Annotated in this window: 14 protein-coding genes, 1 tRNA gene and 3 pseudogenes; 5 read left to right on the top strand and 13 right to left on the bottom strand. The window is 61.5% G+C overall.

From position 1 onward, the window contains the following. The first annotated feature begins 110 nt into the window (after positions 1 to 110). The 3 genes and pseudogenes from ACVMDN_RS42855 (at position 111) to ACVMDN_RS42845 (ending at position 2,739) form a co-directional block, all read left to right on the top strand. Positions 111 to 392 (top strand): PsiF family protein, encoded by a 282-nt coding sequence (locus ACVMDN_RS42855; RefSeq protein WP_076824983.1) that lies wholly within the window; start codon positions 111 to 113, stop codon positions 390 to 392. A gap of 328 nt (positions 393 to 720) precedes the next feature. After that, positions 721 to 1,807, top strand: a pseudogene (locus ACVMDN_RS42850) (AbrB family transcriptional regulator). A gap of 103 nt (positions 1,808 to 1,910) precedes the next feature. After that, a pseudogene (locus ACVMDN_RS42845) lies at positions 1,911 to 2,739 on the top strand (IS5 family transposase). Between the two features lie 201 nt (positions 2,740 to 2,940). Here ACVMDN_RS42845 and ACVMDN_RS42840 read toward each other — a convergent pair. After that, complete coding sequence (locus ACVMDN_RS42840; protein WP_076824981.1) at positions 2,941 to 3,513, bottom strand: disulfide bond formation protein B; 573 nt, start codon at positions 3,511 to 3,513, stop codon at positions 2,941 to 2,943. A gap of 113 nt (positions 3,514 to 3,626) precedes the next feature. Further along, positions 3,627 to 3,971: a hypothetical protein gene (locus ACVMDN_RS42835; protein ID WP_158074160.1), complete on the bottom strand. Its 345-nt coding sequence runs from the start codon at positions 3,969 to 3,971 to the stop codon at positions 3,627 to 3,629. 68 nt (positions 3,972 to 4,039) lie between these two features. On the opposite strand from ACVMDN_RS42835, the gene ACVMDN_RS42830 reads away from it, so the two are divergent. Continuing rightward, positions 4,040 to 4,124 (top strand) — tRNA-Leu (locus ACVMDN_RS42830). A gap of 308 nt (positions 4,125 to 4,432) precedes the next feature. On the opposite strand, the pseudogene ACVMDN_RS42825 reads toward ACVMDN_RS42830, so the two are convergent. The 4 genes and pseudogenes from ACVMDN_RS42825 to ACVMDN_RS42810 form a co-directional block, all read right to left on the bottom strand. Then, positions 4,433 to 5,002, bottom strand: a pseudogene (locus tag ACVMDN_RS42825) (type 1 glutamine amidotransferase domain-containing protein); the annotation flags it as partial. A gap of 64 nt (positions 5,003 to 5,066) precedes the next feature. After that, the gene (locus ACVMDN_RS42820; protein WP_076824979.1) at positions 5,067 to 5,903 is read right to left on the bottom strand and encodes an alpha/beta fold hydrolase; all 837 of its coding nucleotides are present in this window, start codon (positions 5,901 to 5,903) and stop codon (positions 5,067 to 5,069) included. Positions 5,904 to 5,948: 45 nt separating this feature from the next. Then, the gene (locus ACVMDN_RS42815; RefSeq protein ID WP_076824978.1) at positions 5,949 to 6,857 is read right to left on the bottom strand and encodes an acetoacetate decarboxylase family protein; all 909 of its coding nucleotides are present in this window, start codon (positions 6,855 to 6,857) and stop codon (positions 5,949 to 5,951) included. 153 nt (positions 6,858 to 7,010) lie between these two features. Beyond that, a complete protein-coding gene (locus ACVMDN_RS42810) occupies positions 7,011 to 8,249 on the bottom strand; it encodes an NADH:flavin oxidoreductase/NADH oxidase family protein (RefSeq protein ID WP_076824977.1) in 1,239 nt (412 codons plus the stop codon). Positions 8,250 to 8,331: 82 nt separating this feature from the next. On the opposite strand from ACVMDN_RS42810, the gene ACVMDN_RS42805 reads away from it, so the two are divergent. After that, on the top strand, positions 8,332 to 8,817 hold the full coding sequence (locus tag ACVMDN_RS42805) for a MerR family transcriptional regulator (RefSeq protein ID WP_076824976.1): 486 nt from the start codon (positions 8,332 to 8,334) through the stop codon (positions 8,815 to 8,817). 202 nt (positions 8,818 to 9,019) lie between these two features. Here ACVMDN_RS42805 and ACVMDN_RS42800 read toward each other — a convergent pair whose 3' ends face one another. The 7 genes from ACVMDN_RS42800 to clpB all read right to left on the bottom strand — a co-directional run bounded on the left by ACVMDN_RS42800 (position 9,020) and on the right by clpB (position 16,935). Further along, positions 9,020 to 10,369 carry an IS701 family transposase gene (locus tag ACVMDN_RS42800; RefSeq protein ID WP_076828966.1) on the bottom strand — a complete coding sequence of 450 codons (1,350 nt, stop codon included), beginning with the start codon at positions 10,367 to 10,369 and terminating at the stop codon, positions 9,020 to 9,022. Between the two features lie 738 nt (positions 10,370 to 11,107). Next, positions 11,108 to 11,926 carry a family 1 encapsulin nanocompartment shell protein gene (locus ACVMDN_RS42795; protein ID WP_076825110.1) on the bottom strand — a complete coding sequence of 273 codons (819 nt, stop codon included), beginning with the start codon at positions 11,924 to 11,926 and terminating at the stop codon, positions 11,108 to 11,110. Beyond that, positions 11,923 to 12,999, bottom strand: coding sequence for a Dyp-type peroxidase (locus ACVMDN_RS42790; RefSeq protein ID WP_076825231.1), 1,077 nt, complete (start codon positions 12,997 to 12,999; stop codon positions 11,923 to 11,925). The genes ACVMDN_RS42795 and ACVMDN_RS42790 overlap by 4 nt, the downstream gene beginning before the upstream one ends. A 223-nt stretch (positions 13,000 to 13,222) precedes the next feature. Then, positions 13,223 to 13,417, bottom strand: a complete 195-nt coding sequence (locus tag ACVMDN_RS42785) for a hypothetical protein (RefSeq protein ID WP_038387850.1) — start codon at positions 13,415 to 13,417, stop codon at positions 13,223 to 13,225. 266 nt (positions 13,418 to 13,683) lie between these two features. Beyond that, the gene (locus ACVMDN_RS42780; protein ID WP_233475597.1) at positions 13,684 to 13,944 is read right to left on the bottom strand and encodes a DUF2171 domain-containing protein; all 261 of its coding nucleotides are present in this window, start codon (positions 13,942 to 13,944) and stop codon (positions 13,684 to 13,686) included. 84 nt (positions 13,945 to 14,028) lie between these two features. Continuing rightward, complete coding sequence (locus ACVMDN_RS42775) at positions 14,029 to 14,295, bottom strand: DUF2171 domain-containing protein (protein ID WP_456835789.1); 267 nt, start codon at positions 14,293 to 14,295, stop codon at positions 14,029 to 14,031. Between the two features lie 33 nt (positions 14,296 to 14,328). Then, positions 14,329 to 16,935: an ATP-dependent chaperone ClpB gene (gene clpB, locus ACVMDN_RS42770; RefSeq protein WP_456835790.1), complete on the bottom strand. Its 2,607-nt coding sequence runs from the start codon at positions 16,933 to 16,935 to the stop codon at positions 14,329 to 14,331. Between the last annotated feature and the right edge of the window lie 213 nt (positions 16,936 to 17,148).

Raw genomic sequence — 17,148 nt, 5'->3', positions numbered from 1 at the left:
CCAGCGCGCCTGTGCGTTAAAATATTGTGGCGGCGGGACCGCTGCATGTTCATCCACGGTTCAGCATCGTCGCGCGACGTTTCGGCCCTCTTTACCTCACGAGGTGCCCCATGAAGACGATTTCCACGCTCGCGTCCGCAACCGCCCTGGCCTCCCTGCTGCTGATGGGCGGAGCTTTCGCGCAAACGGCCGCGCCCGCCGCCAAGGACGCCGCTCCGAAGGCCGAGACCAAGGCGCCGGCCGAGAAGAAGCCGCGCACCGCCCAGTCGCTGGAATGCTCGAAGGAAGCCGACGCCAAGGGGCTGCACGGCAAGGAGCGCAAGAAATTCCGCTCCGAGTGCAAGAAGGAGAAGTCGGACGGCGCCGCCGCTGCGCCCGCGGCGACGAAGTAACGTCCGGACAGGCTTGATGCGATTCGCTCTCCCCATCGGGGAGGGCAATCGCAAATGCGCTCGATCGCTCGACGAACCCGTGATGCCCGGCCTTATGCCGGGCATCATGGGTGTTGGCTGGCACGTGGAAAAGACGTGGATGGCCGGGACACCTGCGCGAACACGCGCTTCGCGCTTCTGCCCGGTCATGACGAGTTTGTGGCGACACTGATCGCAATCCCCGGCGCGTTTCGAAGGGTGAAAAATCCGTGCGCCGGGCGAGCCGCGGCGCAATGCTGCAATCGCGAGATGCATTTGTCGCGTTCACGCGAATTTGCCATAAGGCGGCGTGACCCTGATCCGCGCTTCGATGGCAACGGCCATTCCCGACCGCAGCAAAGTCCTGAACGGGCTCGAGACCCTCGTCATCGGCACCGTCGGCGGCTTGCTGTTTCTGTGGGCAGAATTGCCGGGCGGCCTGATCTCGGGGGCGATGGTCGCGGTCGGGATCGCCGCATTGGCCGGACGGCCGCTCGCGGTGCCGGCGGTGCTGACGCAATCGGTGCTGCTGTTGCTCGGCATCTCCCTCGGCTCGCTGATGTCGCAGCAATTGCTGCAGCACATGAGCTCCTATCCGCTCACCATCGGCCTGCTGGCCCTGGCGACGTTCTGCTCGACCTTCGGCTCGAGCCTCTATCTGCAACGCATCCATGGCTGGGACCCAGACCTCGGCTTTCCTTGCCGGCAGCCCGGGCGCGCTGTCGCAGATCACGATCCTCGCCGCGGAAAAGGGCGCCGACGTCGCGGCGATCGCGGTGGTGCAGACCATGCGCGTGATCATCTTGACCGCGGCGCTGCCGCTGGTGCTGGCGCTGACCGGGGTGACGCATGCAGCGCCGCCGCCATTGCCAACCTCAGTCGCCTCGCCGTTCGGCCTCGTCGCGCTGGTCGCCTTATCGATCGGCGTCTCGCTGCTGCTGCGCTGGATCAAATTCCCCGCCAGCTGGATGTTCGGCGCGATGCTCGCCTCCAGCCTGCTGCACGGCTCCGGGCTGGTCGATGGCGGCCTGCCGCCCTGGCTCCGCAACGTCGCGCTGGTCGGCATCGGCGCCATCATCGGCACCCGCTTCGCGCGGATGAAGACCTCGACGCTGCTCAGTCACGTCAATGCCGGGCTCGGCTCGTTTGCGATTGCCATCCTGATCTCGGCCGTGTTCGTCGCGGTGATCGGCTTCACCACCCATGTGCGGCTCGCGGACGTCGTGGTCGCCTTCGCGCCGGGCGCGATGGACGCGATGCTGGCGCTGGCGTTGACGCTGCACATCGACCCGATCTTCGTCGGCGCGCATCATCTGTCGCGCTTCCTGTTCGTCACCATCTCGACGCCGGGCATCATCCATCTGTTCGGCCGGCCGCAGGACGACGTCGACGATTAGGCCCCCTTTGTCCCGTCATCCTGAGAGCCTGACTGAAAAATGGGTGAGTGATCTCAGTGGGGTGTGATTCCATCGGATTTGCAAAGATTCGAGGGAGAGCACGATGCCCTGGACCAAGATCACTCGGGAGCAATATCGGCGGGACGATCTGCGTTATGCAAGCGATATGACCGATGCGGAGTGGGCGGTGATCAGACGCCTGTTGCCGCGAGCGAACCGGCGCGGCCGGCCGCGTAAGACGGAGCTGCGTCGTGTGATCGAAGCGATCCTCTATATCGTTTCGACCGGCTGCCAGTGGCGGGCGTTGCCGCAGGAGTTCCCGCCCTATTCGACGGTGCAGGGCTATTTTTATAGATGCAGGCCGGTGGCAGAGGATTGTCAGCGTGCTTGTCCGACGGGCGCGAAAAAAGCTTGGACGGACACCGAAGCCGACGGCAGCCGTGATCGACAGTCAAAGTGCGCCAACCACGCAAGCTGGCGGACCGCGCGGCTACGATGCAGGCAAGCGCATCTACGGCCGCAAGCGGCACATCGTGACGGATACCAATGGCCTCCTCCTTGGGGTTCATGTTCATCCGGCCAACGTTCAGGACTGCCATGGCGCCGTACCGCTGCTGAAGAACGTGCGGATGAACTTCCCCCGGCTGCGCCACGTCTTTGCCGACCGGATCTACCGCGGAAATCAACTCCTCGACGCGCTCTCAGACTGCGGTCCATGGACTGTCGAGATCGTCGAGCGGCCTCAAGGCGTCAAAGGCTTCCAGCTTCTGCCGAGGCGGTGGGTGGTTGAACGCACATTCGCTTGGTTCGGCAGATGCCGCCGCCTCGCCAAGGACTTCGAGGCGACGGTGGCAACCGAAGCTGCCTGGCTGCTGATTGCACACATCAGGCTCCTGACCCGCAGACTCGCGGCTGCAGCTAAGGTTGGGTGATTTATGAGTCAGACTCTGAGGAGCGCCACCGGGTCCGCGCGAAGCGCGGCCCGATGACAGGCTCCGCGCGTCTCGAAGGATGAACGGCCCGGCTGGTGCCCGTCCATGCTTCGAGAGGGCCGCTTCGCGGCCTCCTCCAGCGGCAAAGGCGAAGCCTTTGCGCGGGCATGACGGATAACGGGAAAACCGTACGGCCCGACCTCAGGCCCTCGCGGCCTTCATCACGCCCCAACCGGCGATCGCGGCCATCACGAGCGAGATCAGCGCGTTGTAGCCGGCGAGCGAAATGCCGAGGAAGCGCCACTGCACCTCGTCGCAGCGCACCACCTTGACCTTGTCGAGCTGGTCCAGCAGCGAGCCGGCCTTGCCGAAATCCACCATCGGGCCGGTGCAATCGGTCGGCCCCGGCCAGAACCCCCATTCGACACCGGCGTGATAGGTGCCGAGCCCGGCATTGGCGAGCGCGGCGAGGCCGAGGATCACAAGGCCCGCGAGCAGCACCGGACGCGGCGCGTCGCGGGCGGCCGCGAGCGCCACCACGGCGCCGAGCGGCACCGCGAGGTAATAGGCATAGCGCTGCTCGAGGCAGAGCGGACAGGGCATGATCTCCAGCACGAGCTGGAAGAACCAGGCGCCGGCCAGGGTCGCCGCCGCGATCACGGCAATCGCCAGCGCCGAGGTCAGCGCCGGATTGCCGGCGGCGGAAGCATGCGACGGATGGGCGGTGGCAATCGTCACGTCGGTCCTCCTGCGAGCATCGTTCGGGAGGGTCATGGGCCCTGCTCCAAGGTCGTCGATTGCGGTCGTATCGCGTGAAAATACCGCTGTCGAGGCGCGGGACAATCACATCCGCGCGGGTTGACCGTGACGGCCACCGTCCGCCGCGGTCAGATCGCGTTCAGTCGGTGATGCATGGGAACGCGCAGGCCCCACTGGGTCATCGCCGCCTGCAGCTCATCGGAAAAGAAAAGGCTCGGATTGAGCAGCCTGCGTTCATGTACGTCATCGAGATCGACGAACCGGACAATACCGTTACGCTCGCGCCTCCGTCTCGAAGTAGGTTGCCGCAGCCGCGGCCAGGCTTGGGGACGGTGGCAGCGGCTGCCGCCGCCGGGCAAACTCTTCCGTGACTGCCATACGGACGGCAACGGCCTTGCGTCGTCCTCGGGGTCACGCCCACCGGAAATTCCGCTGCCGGGGCGCGGGACATCCCGCCCGTGCGGGTTGACCATGACGGGCCGCCCGCTATAGTCCGCCGCGCTTCGCGACCCCGGCCTTCCCGGCCGGGACCGTTGCGAATGCCCCTGTGGCGGAACTGGTAGACGCGCTCGACTCAAAATCGAGTTCCGCAAGGAGTGCTGGTTCGATTCCGGCCAGGGGCACCAACTGGGCTGTTCGCATCCATTCGCAAGCGTTCGCAGCCGTCCGCGCGGCGCTTCAAACCCTTGAAAAATAGGCACTTCTGCATAACTCGGTGATCGTCACCGTTTGTTCTCATCCGATCCCAGCCGTTCGATTTGTTGGTATTTCTGTTGGTATCGGGAGAACAGACGTTCACGGCGACTTCCGTTATTCCAAACTAGGAAATTGAGCAGATGGCCCGCAAGAGCGACGGCGCGCACGCAAATCCAAAGCAGATCAGGACTGACGTTGACTGCCGAGCTGCCCGCCCGAAATTCGGCGGGGACGCGTGGTAGCGCGCTCCGCGCCGCTTCATCTCGGCCTCAGCATTATAGGGCATGTATTTCGCAACTCCGGCCAGCACTTCTTCGCGCCACGAAAAACCGGTGATGCGCTTGCCGGCGACCAGCAGCTTGCCATCCGAGAGTTTTGTGTTGAGCAGGCCGCAATAGCCGTGGCAGACGGCGGAGACGATGCCGCCACGCTCCCAGATGACGCGAGTGATCTCTTGCAGCCCTTCGCTGTCCGGAAAATCCCACATGACTGCGTGACCGCCGGTGAAATAGATCACATCGTAATCCGCTGGGTCGATCTCATCAGGCCGCGCCGTCGCCGACAGAAGCGCCATGCGGCTCTTGTTCGCCAGCCACGCCTTTGCCGAGGCGTCCAGGAGCGGCCATTTGAGCGCGCGAGGTTCGAGCGGAGACGATCCGCCCTTCGGGCTCACGATCCTCTGTTCGTAACCTTTTTCCGCGAAGACATCGAAGGCGTGCGTCAGTTCGGACAGCCACAACCCGGTCGGGTGCGACCGATCGTCATAGTAGGCGACGTTGCTGACGACATGGAGAACACGCCTACTCATTGTTGCAATACCTTCGAAAAGCCCGAAGAAAGGAGCGCGCCGGAGATAGTCCGGCGCGCGTCATTCATCCACGGATGAACGCGAGAAGATCGGCGTTGATCACATCTGCGTTGACCGTGAGCATCCCGTGCGAGAAACCGGGATAAATGATCAATTTGCTGTTTTGCAGCAGCTTGTCCTGCATGAGCGCTGCCGCCTTGTAGGGGACCACCTGGTCGTCGTCGCCCTGCATCACGAGAGTCGGGACGGTGATCGCCTTCAAATCCGCGGTCTGGTCGGTTTCCGAGAACGCCTTGATGCCTTCGTAGTGAGCCTTCGCGCTTCCCATCATGCCTTGCCGCCACCAGTTCTCGATGCCCCCCTGCGAGGGCTTGGCGCCCGGCCGGTTATATCCGTAGAAGGGACCGGCGGGCACATCGAGGAAGAACTGAGCGCGGTTGGCGGCAAGCGCCGCGCGGAAACCATCGAACACGGCGATTGGCGTCCCCTCGGGATTCGCGTCGGTTTTGACCATCAGGGGTGGCACTGAGCTGACCAGCACCGCCTTGGCGACGCGCCCTTGTGGTTGGCCATGCTGCGCAACATAGCGCGCAACCTGCCCGCCACCTGTCGAGTGGCCGATATGGATGGCGTTTCGAAGATCAAGATGCTCGGCGACCGCCGACGCATCGGCGGCATAGTGGTCCATGTCGTGGCCTTCGCTGACCTGGCTTGACCGTCCATGGCCGCGCCGGTCGTGCGCGACGACGCGAAAACCCTGCTTGAGAAAGAACAGCATCTGGTTGTCCCAGTCGTCGGCGCTGAGCGGCCAGCCGTGGTGGAAATGGATAGGCTGCGCGTCCTTTGGCCCCCAATCCTTGTAAAAGATGTCGGTCCCGTCCTTTGTTTTAACAAATGCCATGACGACTTCTCCTTTGTTGACAGGCCCAATCCGGTGATGTCGCTTTCAAATCGCGGGCAGAGCGTTCAATGAACGCGGCAGGTACAAGACCATCTGCGCGTCTTTGACGACATCGAACCGCAAGATGGTGCCCACGCCTAACCCGTTCAGCAACTGGCTGATCGGACCGCCGGCGCGCGACAGTTTAACATCGCGCGGAAACAGCGTCTGTGCGAGTTCGATAGGGTTGGTAACAAACTGTGTCTGCCGCCACTCGCCATCCACCAGCCCGATCGACGTGTTAGTTGAGAGGCGCGACTGCGATGTTATCCGGCGAAGCGTCGGCAGTGGTGCGGTCAACGTCACGTCCGATTTTCCGTCGGTCGCTGCGATGCTGGCCGTGATGCCGTTCGACGAGACATCAAGCCTTATATCGGTCAGCCATTTCGGTAGTTGATAGCCATAGACTCCGCGCACGCGGGCGATCTCGGTATCTACCGGCAACGCCAGCACATGCGCGAAGAAGCTCTGCCGCCGTATCGAGTCGAGCAGTTCCAGCACGTGTGGTCCACGCGCGCCTGGCCGGCGGATGACGATGGCGACCGATACCTCGTTATAAGGATCGTTGTCACAGACCGCGTAGGAGAAGAAAGTGAGCGCTACGAGTCCGTATCCGGGCAGCGCATGCAGCGGCTCAAGCGGCGACGGCAACATCGAACGCAGCTTCTTGAGCGGCGCGAGCATCAAAGCCTGCACGTTGCTGGTGCGGTAGTAGAAGTTGGGCGCCCACGTCGGGCCGATCCGCGACGGAACCATCACTTTCGGGATGCGCCGGAAGAAATCGATATTGCCGGCGGTTGGATCTTTTGCCACCTCGTCGAGCTCGGGATTGGAGCGAAAGCGGTCATAGTAGCCGCCTTTCGGCACCATGACCTTGTGACCGGCGAACTCGACTTCCGTTAGGTCTTTAGCCATGAACGATGACTTTCGTCGATAAGCGAGGCCGGCGGACGGCCCATGGTATGCCGCTCGTCCCGCCAGCGGACGGGATGGTAACGTTGAAGTCCAGTTTAAGCTCAAGCATTAATTGCGGTTCCCTCCGCTGGTTGCGATCCCGGCGATCTGCCATCAAGCCGCCGCCTTTCGTTCCGTCACCCAGCGGCGATATTGGCGCGCGCTGCGCTTTGCCTGCATCTGCGAGGTAAGCAACGCCCAGACCGGCGATACGTTAGGCGCGCTGCGCCGGTTTCGGCTAAGGCGGACTAACTGGTAGCGGACGGCGGCCATATACGCCGAAGACGCGACCGGCTTGTTCTTCCAGGTGATCGGCTTGAGCTTTGGAGCGTCCGATTTGCCGAGCCGCCAGTTGTGCGGCAGGTTCGGCTCGATCGCGAGTGCGGTCGCGATTCCTGCCATGGCCACCCCACTCTTGATCACGTTTTCCGCCACTTCACGGCGCCGGATGCCGCCCGTGACCATCAACGGCATCGTTGCGACCGCGGCGATCTCGCGCGCGAATTCGAGAAAATAGGCTTCGCGCGCCAGTGTGCGTTCGTCGCGCGCCGAGCCTATCATGGCAGGCGCCTCGTAGCTGCCGCCCGATAGCTCCACGAGATCGACGCCGAGCGGCGCAAGCATCGCAACCACGGCCTGAGCATCCTCCGGCGAGAAGCCACCGCGTTGGAAGTCGGCCGAATTCAACTTGACCGACACCGCAAAGCCAGACGACACCGTCGCCCGCACGCCGCGCACGATATCGAGCAGCAAGCGTGCGCGATTCTCCAGATTGCCGCCCCATTGATCCGTGCGGTGGTTCGCGAGCGGCGACAGGAACTGGCTCAGCAAATAGCCATGCGCCGCGTGGATCTCGACACCGGTGAAGCCCGCGCGTTCCGCGAGGGCTGCGGTGGCCACGAAGCGGCGTTCCACCTCGGCAATGTCGGTCGCTGTCATCGCACGCGGCATCGGGAAGACCTTGGACTGCGCGCCAAGGTCGAGCGGAATCGCGGATGGCGCCAACGTCTCCTGTCCGAGTCCCGCCGGCATCTGGCGGCCGGGATGATTGATCTGCATCCAGACCTGGCCGCCGCCCGAGCGTGCGGTGTTCGCCCACGTCTTGAAGCGATCGAGGAAGCGATCGTCCTCCAGCACGACCCCGGCCGGACCGGTCATCGCGCGCGCATCGACCATCACATTGCCGGTGATGATCAGGCCCGACCCGCCCGCGGCCCAGGCCTGGTACAGGCGGATCAGTTCGGCCGATGGCGCATGATCGGCATCGGCCATGTTCTCTTCCATCGCCGCCTTGGCGACGCGGTTCGGGATCACGGCGCCACTAGGCAGCGCCAGTGGGGAAAACAGCGACATTATGGATCTCCAGCAGAAAGTTAGACAGACCATAACCTTTGAGTTAAGTTGAAGGTCAACCCTTTTTCGAGGATTGTTCGCGATGAATATCGGGGAACTGGCGAAGCGAACCGGGCTGACCAACTCGCGGATCCGCTTCTATGAGCGCGCCGGGCTTTTGAAGACGGTCGAACGGCTGCCGAACGGCTATCGGACCTATCCTCCGGAGGCGGTGCTGATGCTCGAATTGATCACAACTGCGCAGAACGCTGGATTCAGCCTCGACGAAATTCGTTCGCTGCTGCCGTCCGATCTCGAGCAGTGGGATCATCCTGTGCTAATCGACACACTCCGTCGCAAGGTGGCGGATATCGGGAGATTGGAGGCGCGGCTCGCGCAGAGCAAGGAGCAACTGGTTGCGCTTATCAAGGACATCGAAGCGAGGCCTGACGACATCGACTGCGCTGCCAACGCACGGCGGGTGCTGTCGCAATTGCTAGGCAAGGAGATGGAGAGACCAACAGTGACGGTCGGTGACGTGAAGCTTTTCGGCAAAACAAGGCGTCGTCGACGTCCCAGAGCCGGCTAAATGCACTGGAATCATCATCGACCGCGCGGGCGGCGATGTGCGCCTTTTTGAACTGAGCTAACATCGTTGGCTGTTGGCCCATCGCGATATTTTCTGCGGTTGCGCAAAGGAGGTCCGTATTGAAGCCACGCGGACTTCGCCGCCGGTTTATGAGTACACGGCCTAGCACTACTTTGGCAGATTGTGTTTTCGCCGCTGTTTTTCACGGATTTGCTTTCGGCAATATGGGCACTGCTGAGACGGCGGCCGAAGGATGAGATCGACGATGGCGTGACGTACGGCTGGCATGGTTGGCTGAGGCGGAGGCCCGTTGATTCTTTTTTTTCCGCCCCGCGTATGCGAGGCGACGATGTTGCAGGAAGGCGTAGGCAATCATTGTCATCAAGGCGTGGCGATGAAGACCTTGCCATGATCGCCCTTCGAAGTGATCAAGTCCAAGTTCCTCCTTCAACTGCTGATGCGCCTGCTCACAAATCCACCGTGCCTTGATGGTGGCGGCCAGCGTGCGCAGATCCGTCGCCGCCGGAAGATTGGCCAGATAGTATTTCTTCTCCCCGGACGCACGTTGCTCGCCAATGAGCCAGGCTTCGTCGCCTGGGAGATGCTGCTGACCTTTATCCCATATCCGCTGCGGAGGGCCGTCGGCGGTCCGGACACGGAGAGCAGCAAATTGGGCTTTCAGCCGACCTTTCGTCCCGCTACGCCAACTCACGGTTTTCCATTTGGCGCTGGCGAGCATTTGTTCTGCGGCAATCGATAAGATATCGGGCACGTGGTGCTTTCGTGGTTTTCCGCGGACCTTGGTAATCGGCCAAATGAGCTTCACATCGACCGGATACACTTTCTGGTGCCGAGGGATGCCGACAGCCCAGGTCAGCCCGCGCTCTGTTAGCCCTTGTCGAAACGGTGCGCTGAGGCCGTATCCTGCATCCGCCAGCACACATCCAAAGCGCACGTTGGCTGCCATCGCGCGGTCAATCTCGGCTAGAGCAATCTCGGGCTTGGACCGTGCCGTTCGATGTTCGACTGGCACGCGAGCGCGCTTCAAACGAGATATGTCGCTTGTCCAACTGTCAGGCAGAAAGAGACGTAACGCGACCATCACGGGCACTTCGCCGCGAGCAAGCGTCAAAGACACCAGCGTTTGGCAATTTGCCGTTTTACCGAGAGCCGACGCGTATTGAGCCGCAACACCGACCGAGCGCTCACCCTTCTTGGGAAGTGAGGTGTCATCAATAACCAGCACCGCATCCCTGCCGCCGACAAGTCGGTCCGCCTGGTTGAGCAGCTCTGTCTCCAGCGGCGTCGCGTCCCAGACACCGTCCGCAATGAAATGGTGCAACTGGTCGTAGTTGCTCGCGGCAAGGCGTTCCGCCATCGGCTGAACGCTCTTGCGATCGCCCGGACCGATCAATCCCGCAACATACAGAGGACACATCCGCTGCCGGGTCTTATGACCCAGCCGGTCCAAGAACGGCATCAGCCAGCGTTCGAGTTCGTCTTCCCATCCGGGCATGGTCAGCCCTCCAAGAGCCGACCACCCATGAATCATTGAAAAATTGATTCGGGAATCCTATAAAACGCGGCAAAATCAACAATCTGCCAAAGTAGTGCTAGTAGGAGGGGCGCGTCCGATCACGAAGTGCCCAGCCACCCCGGTGACGTGCATCTCCCAGATACCCCACTCACCGATGGAAAGGCTGGATTCCGGAGGGCTGGATGCAACTCTGATACTGTCTCTGTTGTCATCGGGTCACGCCATAAGCGGCGCTGGTCGCGGTTTCGCTCATGGAGATACCATGCCGGCCACTCGCCAAGTTGGTATGCCCAGGATTCGGCACGAGCGTAACACCTACTCGCGATGGCCAAGCATTCTGAAGCGGGTGGAACTGCTATTGAGATACGGAAGTTGGGGCCTGGCTGATCTTCGGGTGGTATGAGATATGCGTAGTTCTTTGTCTGCTTGACCAGCGTCCATCCCCGCCTGGGAAGAACCACGCTTAGCGTGAGGGAAGCTCCGAACCGATAGGCGTTCGGTCCAAATTTCTTTGGCGCCTTTCCACTCGCACTGAACTCGATCACTTCGATCGGCCAGCCTACAGGGGTGTGAGAGCGTGCCCTGGCGCGCGCGAGGGGCAGCGCCCCTGAGATCTCAACTATGAGGATGGCGGGCAGCTTGAGAGAGAAGAATCACAAGGCAACAGTGAGAAAGATCAAGAAGGCAGCCGCCGGGCCAGGTTGTCCATTGATTGCTAACTCCTTGTCTACCTGACATGGCCAGCAGGACTCGTTATTTCAACATTTGCTTCTCGGCTGCGGCGAGTACCACCGAAGCTTCAGTGGTCAGCACCCGGAAGGTAAAAGCCTCCTGGAAATAGAGATCGACCGTTGTGTCGGTGTGGTTGAGGTAGCCGATCGAGAGGTCCTGGCCGATATCCAGTTCGAAATCACCTCCTCGCGTCGTCAGGACAAAGGCGCCGCTGATGGCAGGCGCCCAGACAACGCCGCCGTCGACGATCCGTTCGAGGTGGTGAAAAACGGGGTATCCTTCGTCACTTCCGCCGCTGGCGCCCGTGTACGCCTCTGCCCCAAGGACGAGGGCATATGGCCCATTGCAGCCGGCAAGTCTGAGTTCACTGACCGCTTGCGCGACGGCACTGGGATAGGCTTTCGCATTTGTCGGAAGAATGCATCCTGCATTGCTGCTGGCCTGGCGAATGCCCTCGATCCCTGCAGCCGCATATCCATCGAAAATCGCGCGGTCTTCGGCAAATGCGATTCTGCGGGCAGCATCCTTGACCGGCGTCCAGTCGGCGTCCAGGGCGCCACGCTCAACGTCATCGATCTGCCGACGCGAGAGCTGGAATGGAACGCGCAGTTCGACGAGCGCCCTCGCCTCGCGCTGTTGCGCCATCATTCCCTCGCCTGGAGCCGGAAGTTGTTTGACATGGCCAGTGCCCACCGCCGAGAAGCCACTCCCCTTGGCTTCGGGGACGTCGACCACGCGCCGCCCGGCAAGGTGCCGCTTCAGGGTACGGGAAGCCTCCTCCTCGATTTGAGCCCAGGCCGCGTCGGATATGGGAGCGAGTTGGCGGTGAAGATTATTCATGGTTCGCCTTCTTGTTTTAAAGACCCAATTCCAAGCGACCCGTCGTTGACGGGCGGATATGTGCGAGCTGTATCTGACGAGCCTGCTCCACGCTGCTCAGCGCAAACCGGCGCTTCCCCGCTGGCTGCCGCGGCGTCATTGTCTTCAGGCGAAACGTCGTCAAGAAATGTCGCTGACGGTACGAAGAACAGCGCCCCCGTAACGGCGCGGCTGACATCCAGCAGCCGGTCGTAGTTGCCGGGCGGCCGACCGACAAACATGTTCTCTAGCATCTGCTCGATCCGGTGGGGCGAGCGCGCATAGCCTATGAAGTACGTGCCAAATTCACCCTTGCCGATCTCACCGAAAGGCATGTTGTCGCGCACGATCTCAAGCTGCTCGCCGTCTTCGACGACCGTCGTCAGAACATTATGTGCATAGGGCGCCTTGGCCGCATCGTCCTGCTCGATGTCCGACAGTTTGTGACGACCGATGATATTTTCCTGCTCCGAGGTTGATATCGCATTCCAGCGCTGCAGATCGTGCAGATACTTCTGGGTGATGACGTAGCTTCCGCCGGCGAATGCAGGGTCCTCCTGTCCGATGGTCGTCGCGTCAACCGCGTCCTGATCGGACGGGTTCTCGGTTCCATCGACAAATCCAAGCAAATCGCGATCGTCAAAATATTTGAACCCATGAACCTCGTCGATCGCCGTCACAGCCTTGCCCAGCCGGGACATGATCTGTGAGGCGAGCTCGAAGCATAGATCCATGCGGACAGACCGGATATGAAAAAGGATGTCGCCCGGCGTGGAGACTGCGTGATGCACCCCATGGATTTCCCTGAAAGGATGAAGATACTTGGGCCGCGGATCACCGAACAGTCGGTCCCAGGCATCGGAGCCGAGAGCCATCACACATGATAGCCGCGCTTCCGGATCGCGAAATCCGACGGCTCGCAGGAGTGCCGACAGAAGGGCACATAGACCGCGCACCGCATTCTCGCTGTCCTTTCCGGGATTGATCCGGACGACGAGAAATATCGCGGCACGCGTCAGTCTTGCGACGACGGGTTGTGGGACGACAGCTGACACAATCACTCCTTGGCGGCCTGCTCGGCGCACTTGATGCTCCGGGCTGGCCCGTCCGGCTGAACACGGCCCGCGCGTTCGGCGCGGCCAGCGGTCGTTGGCATCGACGAGCTTCTCGAACGAGGCGTCGTGCGGAAATCACCGGCAGGGCGATCGGGATAACGAACACACAAGGCCGCTGGCATCCCTTGAGATGTTCACTCCGACCAATCAGGCCGAGGGCCGGTCAATCCATGTCCCGAAAGGCATGGCCATCGGCCTTGACACCTTCGATCACGCTCGGCGGCAAAAGATCCTGAGCGGAGGTCCCGTCAAAAACCCAGTCGCCCTTGTCCGCGAGGTCCGGGAGCTGCGCGCCCTTGCGGACGTAGATCCCGATCGCCGGCTTCTTCACATTGATGTAGAGATCGTATTCTTCCATCGCGTCGATGCTTTCCCTCTTGCTCTATCGAGCCATTCATCGGCTACGGAGCAACCGCCATGCCAATTTGGGTGCATCGAGATATCAAGAGCTTACGCCGACCTGACCGACCGGATCTGACAAACTGTCCGATCGAGCATGGACAAATTGTCCACGCTGCGGGCGCAACGGGCTCGCGCAGCGTCGAGCCCGTTGTCGCCTCTGTGAAATCGAAACGTCTTGCCCCAGACAACAGCGGCCGCAGCGGTCCCGCTGCACTATCCCGGCTATCCAAGATCGACAGGACGTCCTGACGGCTCTTCTTCCAGTGTCACCGCAATGTCTGCGTTGGCGGACAAGCGCACCTTGTTACCCTCGACGCCGGCGACGAATCCCAGCTCGATATAGTGCTGATGTCCTTTGTGGTGCCCGAAACTGTCGCTCTTCCTGAGCCTGATACGATCACCTTCGACCTGATCGACCGTGCCGACATGCACTCCGTCAGCGCCGATTACTTCCATACCGCCGTTGATCTTGTTCATGGCCATACCTTTCTCCCTGAAATCCATTGCAGCGGTCACGCGAGCCATAATCCATATCGACTGCGTAACCGCGGACCACGCGCAACCAAATCACTTGACCGGGCGGCCCGACTTTTCTTCCTCAAAGAGTTCGACGATATCGGCGTCAGAGCAGAGCCGCACCTTGTGATCCGTGACGCTGTCGACGAAATCCATGCCGATATAGTGGTGATGTCGTCTGTGCCGGCCGCCGCCAGTTTCGCTTTTCTTCAGCCTGATACGGTCGCCCTCGGTGCTATCGACGACACCGATCTGCACACCGTCAAACCCGACGACCTCCATGCCTTCCTTGATCCGATGCTTCTTCAAGAATTGCACCTGCTCGTTCCATGTCTTTCTCAAGCCTGACGCTCAGATCGCTTCGTCCTCATCCGGAGGCTTCACTGTCTTCCCGTTGAATGTCAGACCGTCTTTCCCCGACGAGATCTGCATGGTCGAGCCGTCGCGGACGTCGCCCGCGAGCAGCATTTCGGCCAGCGGATCCTGTACATATCGCTGGATGACCCGCTTTAATGGCCTGGCGCCATAGGCGGGGTCCCAGCCCTTCTCGGCGAGCCAGGCTTGGGCCTTGGCGTCGAGCGACAGTGTAATTTTGCGATCGTCGAGGAGCTTGCGGAGACGCGCGAACTGAATGTCGACGATTCGGCCCATGTCGTTCTTCTGCAGCCGCTGAAACAAGATGATCGCATCGATGCGGTTGAGAAATTCCGGCCGGAAATGCGCGCGGACCATCTCCATCACCTTGTCGCGAATGGCACTCGTCTTTTCGCCTTCCACCTGATTGACGAGGTATTCCGCTCCGAGGTTTGAGGTCATGATGATGAGCGTGTTGCGGAAATCCACTGTCCGCCCTTGGCCGTCGGTCAGGCGTCCGTCGTCCAGCACCTGCAGCAGCACGTTGAACACATCCGGATGCGCCTTCTCGATCTCGTCGAACAAGACGACCTGATAGGGTCGTCGCCGCACGGCTTCCGTGAGCACGCCGCCCTCGTCATAACCGACATAGCCCGGAGGCGCACCGATGAGCCGTGCGACCGAGTGCTTCTCCATGAACTCCGACATGTCGATGCGAAGGATGGCGTGCTCATCGTCGAACAGGAATTCCGCAAGGGCCTTGGCCAGTTCCGTCTTGCCGACGCCGGTCGGGCCAAGGAACATGAATGAGCCCATCGGCCGGTTCGGGTCCTGCAATCCCGCGCGGGCCCGTCGCACGGCCGTTGACACGGCACGAACCGCTTGTGTCTGTCCGACAACGCGTTTGGCGATCATCTCCTCCATCTGGAGGAGTTTCTCCCGCTCGCCCTCGAGCATCTTGTCGACGGGAACGCCGGTCCAGCGCGAAACTACCTGGGCGATATTGTCGGCCGTGACCGTCTCGCTGATCGAACTGCTCTCGCTGGCCTCGACGGCAGCCAGTTTTTTCTCCAGTTCGGGAATCGTGCTGTAAGACAGCTCGCCTGCCCGCTGGTATTCACCTTTTCGCTGCGCGTTCGCCAGTTCCGTACGAAGCTGCTCGAGTTGCGCTTTCATCTTCTGGGCGTCCGAGAGCTTGCTCTTTTCGGCCTGCCATTTCGTCGTCATGTCGGCGGAGCGCTTCTCGAGATCGACCAGATCCCCGTCGAGCGTCTTCAGACGGCTCTTCGACCCGGCATCGCTTTCCTTCTTGAGTGCCTCCTGCTCGATCCTGAGACGCACGATTTCGCGGTCGAGCGAATCCAGTTCCTCCGGCTTGGAGTCGACCTGCATCTTGAGCCGTGCGGCAGCTTCGTCGACGAGATCGATGGCCTTGTCGGGAAGGAAGCGGTCGGTGATGTAGCGGTTGGATAACGTTGCGGCGGCGACCAGCGCGGCGTCCGAAATCCGTACGCCATGATGCTGCTCGTACTTGTCCTTGAGGCCGCGCAGGATCGAGATCGTGTCCTCCACCGTGGGCTGCGACACGAAGACCGGCTGGAAACGGCGGGCAAGCGCGGCGTCCTTCTCGACATGCTTGCGGTACTCGTCGAGCGTGGTCGCACCCACACAGTGCAACTCGCCGCGAGCCAGCGCGGGTTTGAGGAGATTGGAAGCATCCATCGCACCGTCTGTCTTGCCAGCACCGATGAGCGTGTGCATCTCGTCGATAAAGAGGATGATACCACCATCCGCGGATGTCACCTCGGAGAGCACGGCCTTCAATCGTTCCTCGAACTCGCCGCGATACTTGGCACCGGCAATCAGCGCGCCCATGTCGAGCGCGAGCAGCTTTTTGTCTTGCAGGCTCTCGGGAACATCGCCGTTCACGATCCGCAAGGCGAGCCCCTCGACGATGGCGGTCTTTCCGACACCCGGTTCACCGATCAGGACCGGATTGTTCTTGGTGCGGCGCGACAGCACCTGGATTGTGCGACGTATCTCCTCGTCGCGACCGATCACCGGGTCGAGTTTGCCGTCACGCGCGGCCTGCGTCAGATCGCGGGCGTACTTCTTCAGTGCGTCATATGCATTCTCGGCTGACGCGCTGTCTGCGGTGCGGCCCTTCCGGAGCAAATCGATCGCGGTGCCAAGAGCCTGGGCATTGACGCCGCCTTGCGCCAGGATCTTCGCCGCGTCGCTGCTCTTGTCCGTGGACAAGGCCTGCAGCAGGCGTTCGACGGTGACGAAACTGTCGCCCGCCTTTTCCGCTAGCTCCTCCGCAGCGGTGAACAGGCGCGCGGTGTCGGGCGCCATATAAACTTGTCCCGCACCCGAACCGGACACCTTCGGCAGTTTTGCCAAAGCCGCTTCCGTCGCGTGCAGGATCGCCCGCGAGTTTCCACCCGCCCGATCAATCAGACCGGCGGCCAAGCCTTCGTTGTCGTCGAGCAACACCTTGAGCACATGGAGAGGCGTGAACTGTTGGTTACCCTCCCGTGTTGCCAGAGACTGCGCCGACTGGATAAAGCCCCTCGCGCGGTCGGTATATTTTTCGGAATTCATGGAGCCCCTTTCAAACGCGCGGTCTGTCGTCAATGGTCAGGAACGGAATTACGATCCGGCCGGCGTCGGCGCAGCGTGTTGCGCGCCTGGAAGCTTCTGCCTGATCCCTTCGGCTTTGCCTCGGTGGGATGGACGATGAGGTCGAACATGGCTATTGCCCATGGTTGATGATCAATTCCGGCTCTGGACGACTGCAGTATGAAGCGCCCCGGT

It is taken from the genome of Bradyrhizobium sp. USDA 4510 (assembly GCF_054059095.1).
This window is presented reverse-complemented; position numbering and strand designations above follow the sequence as displayed.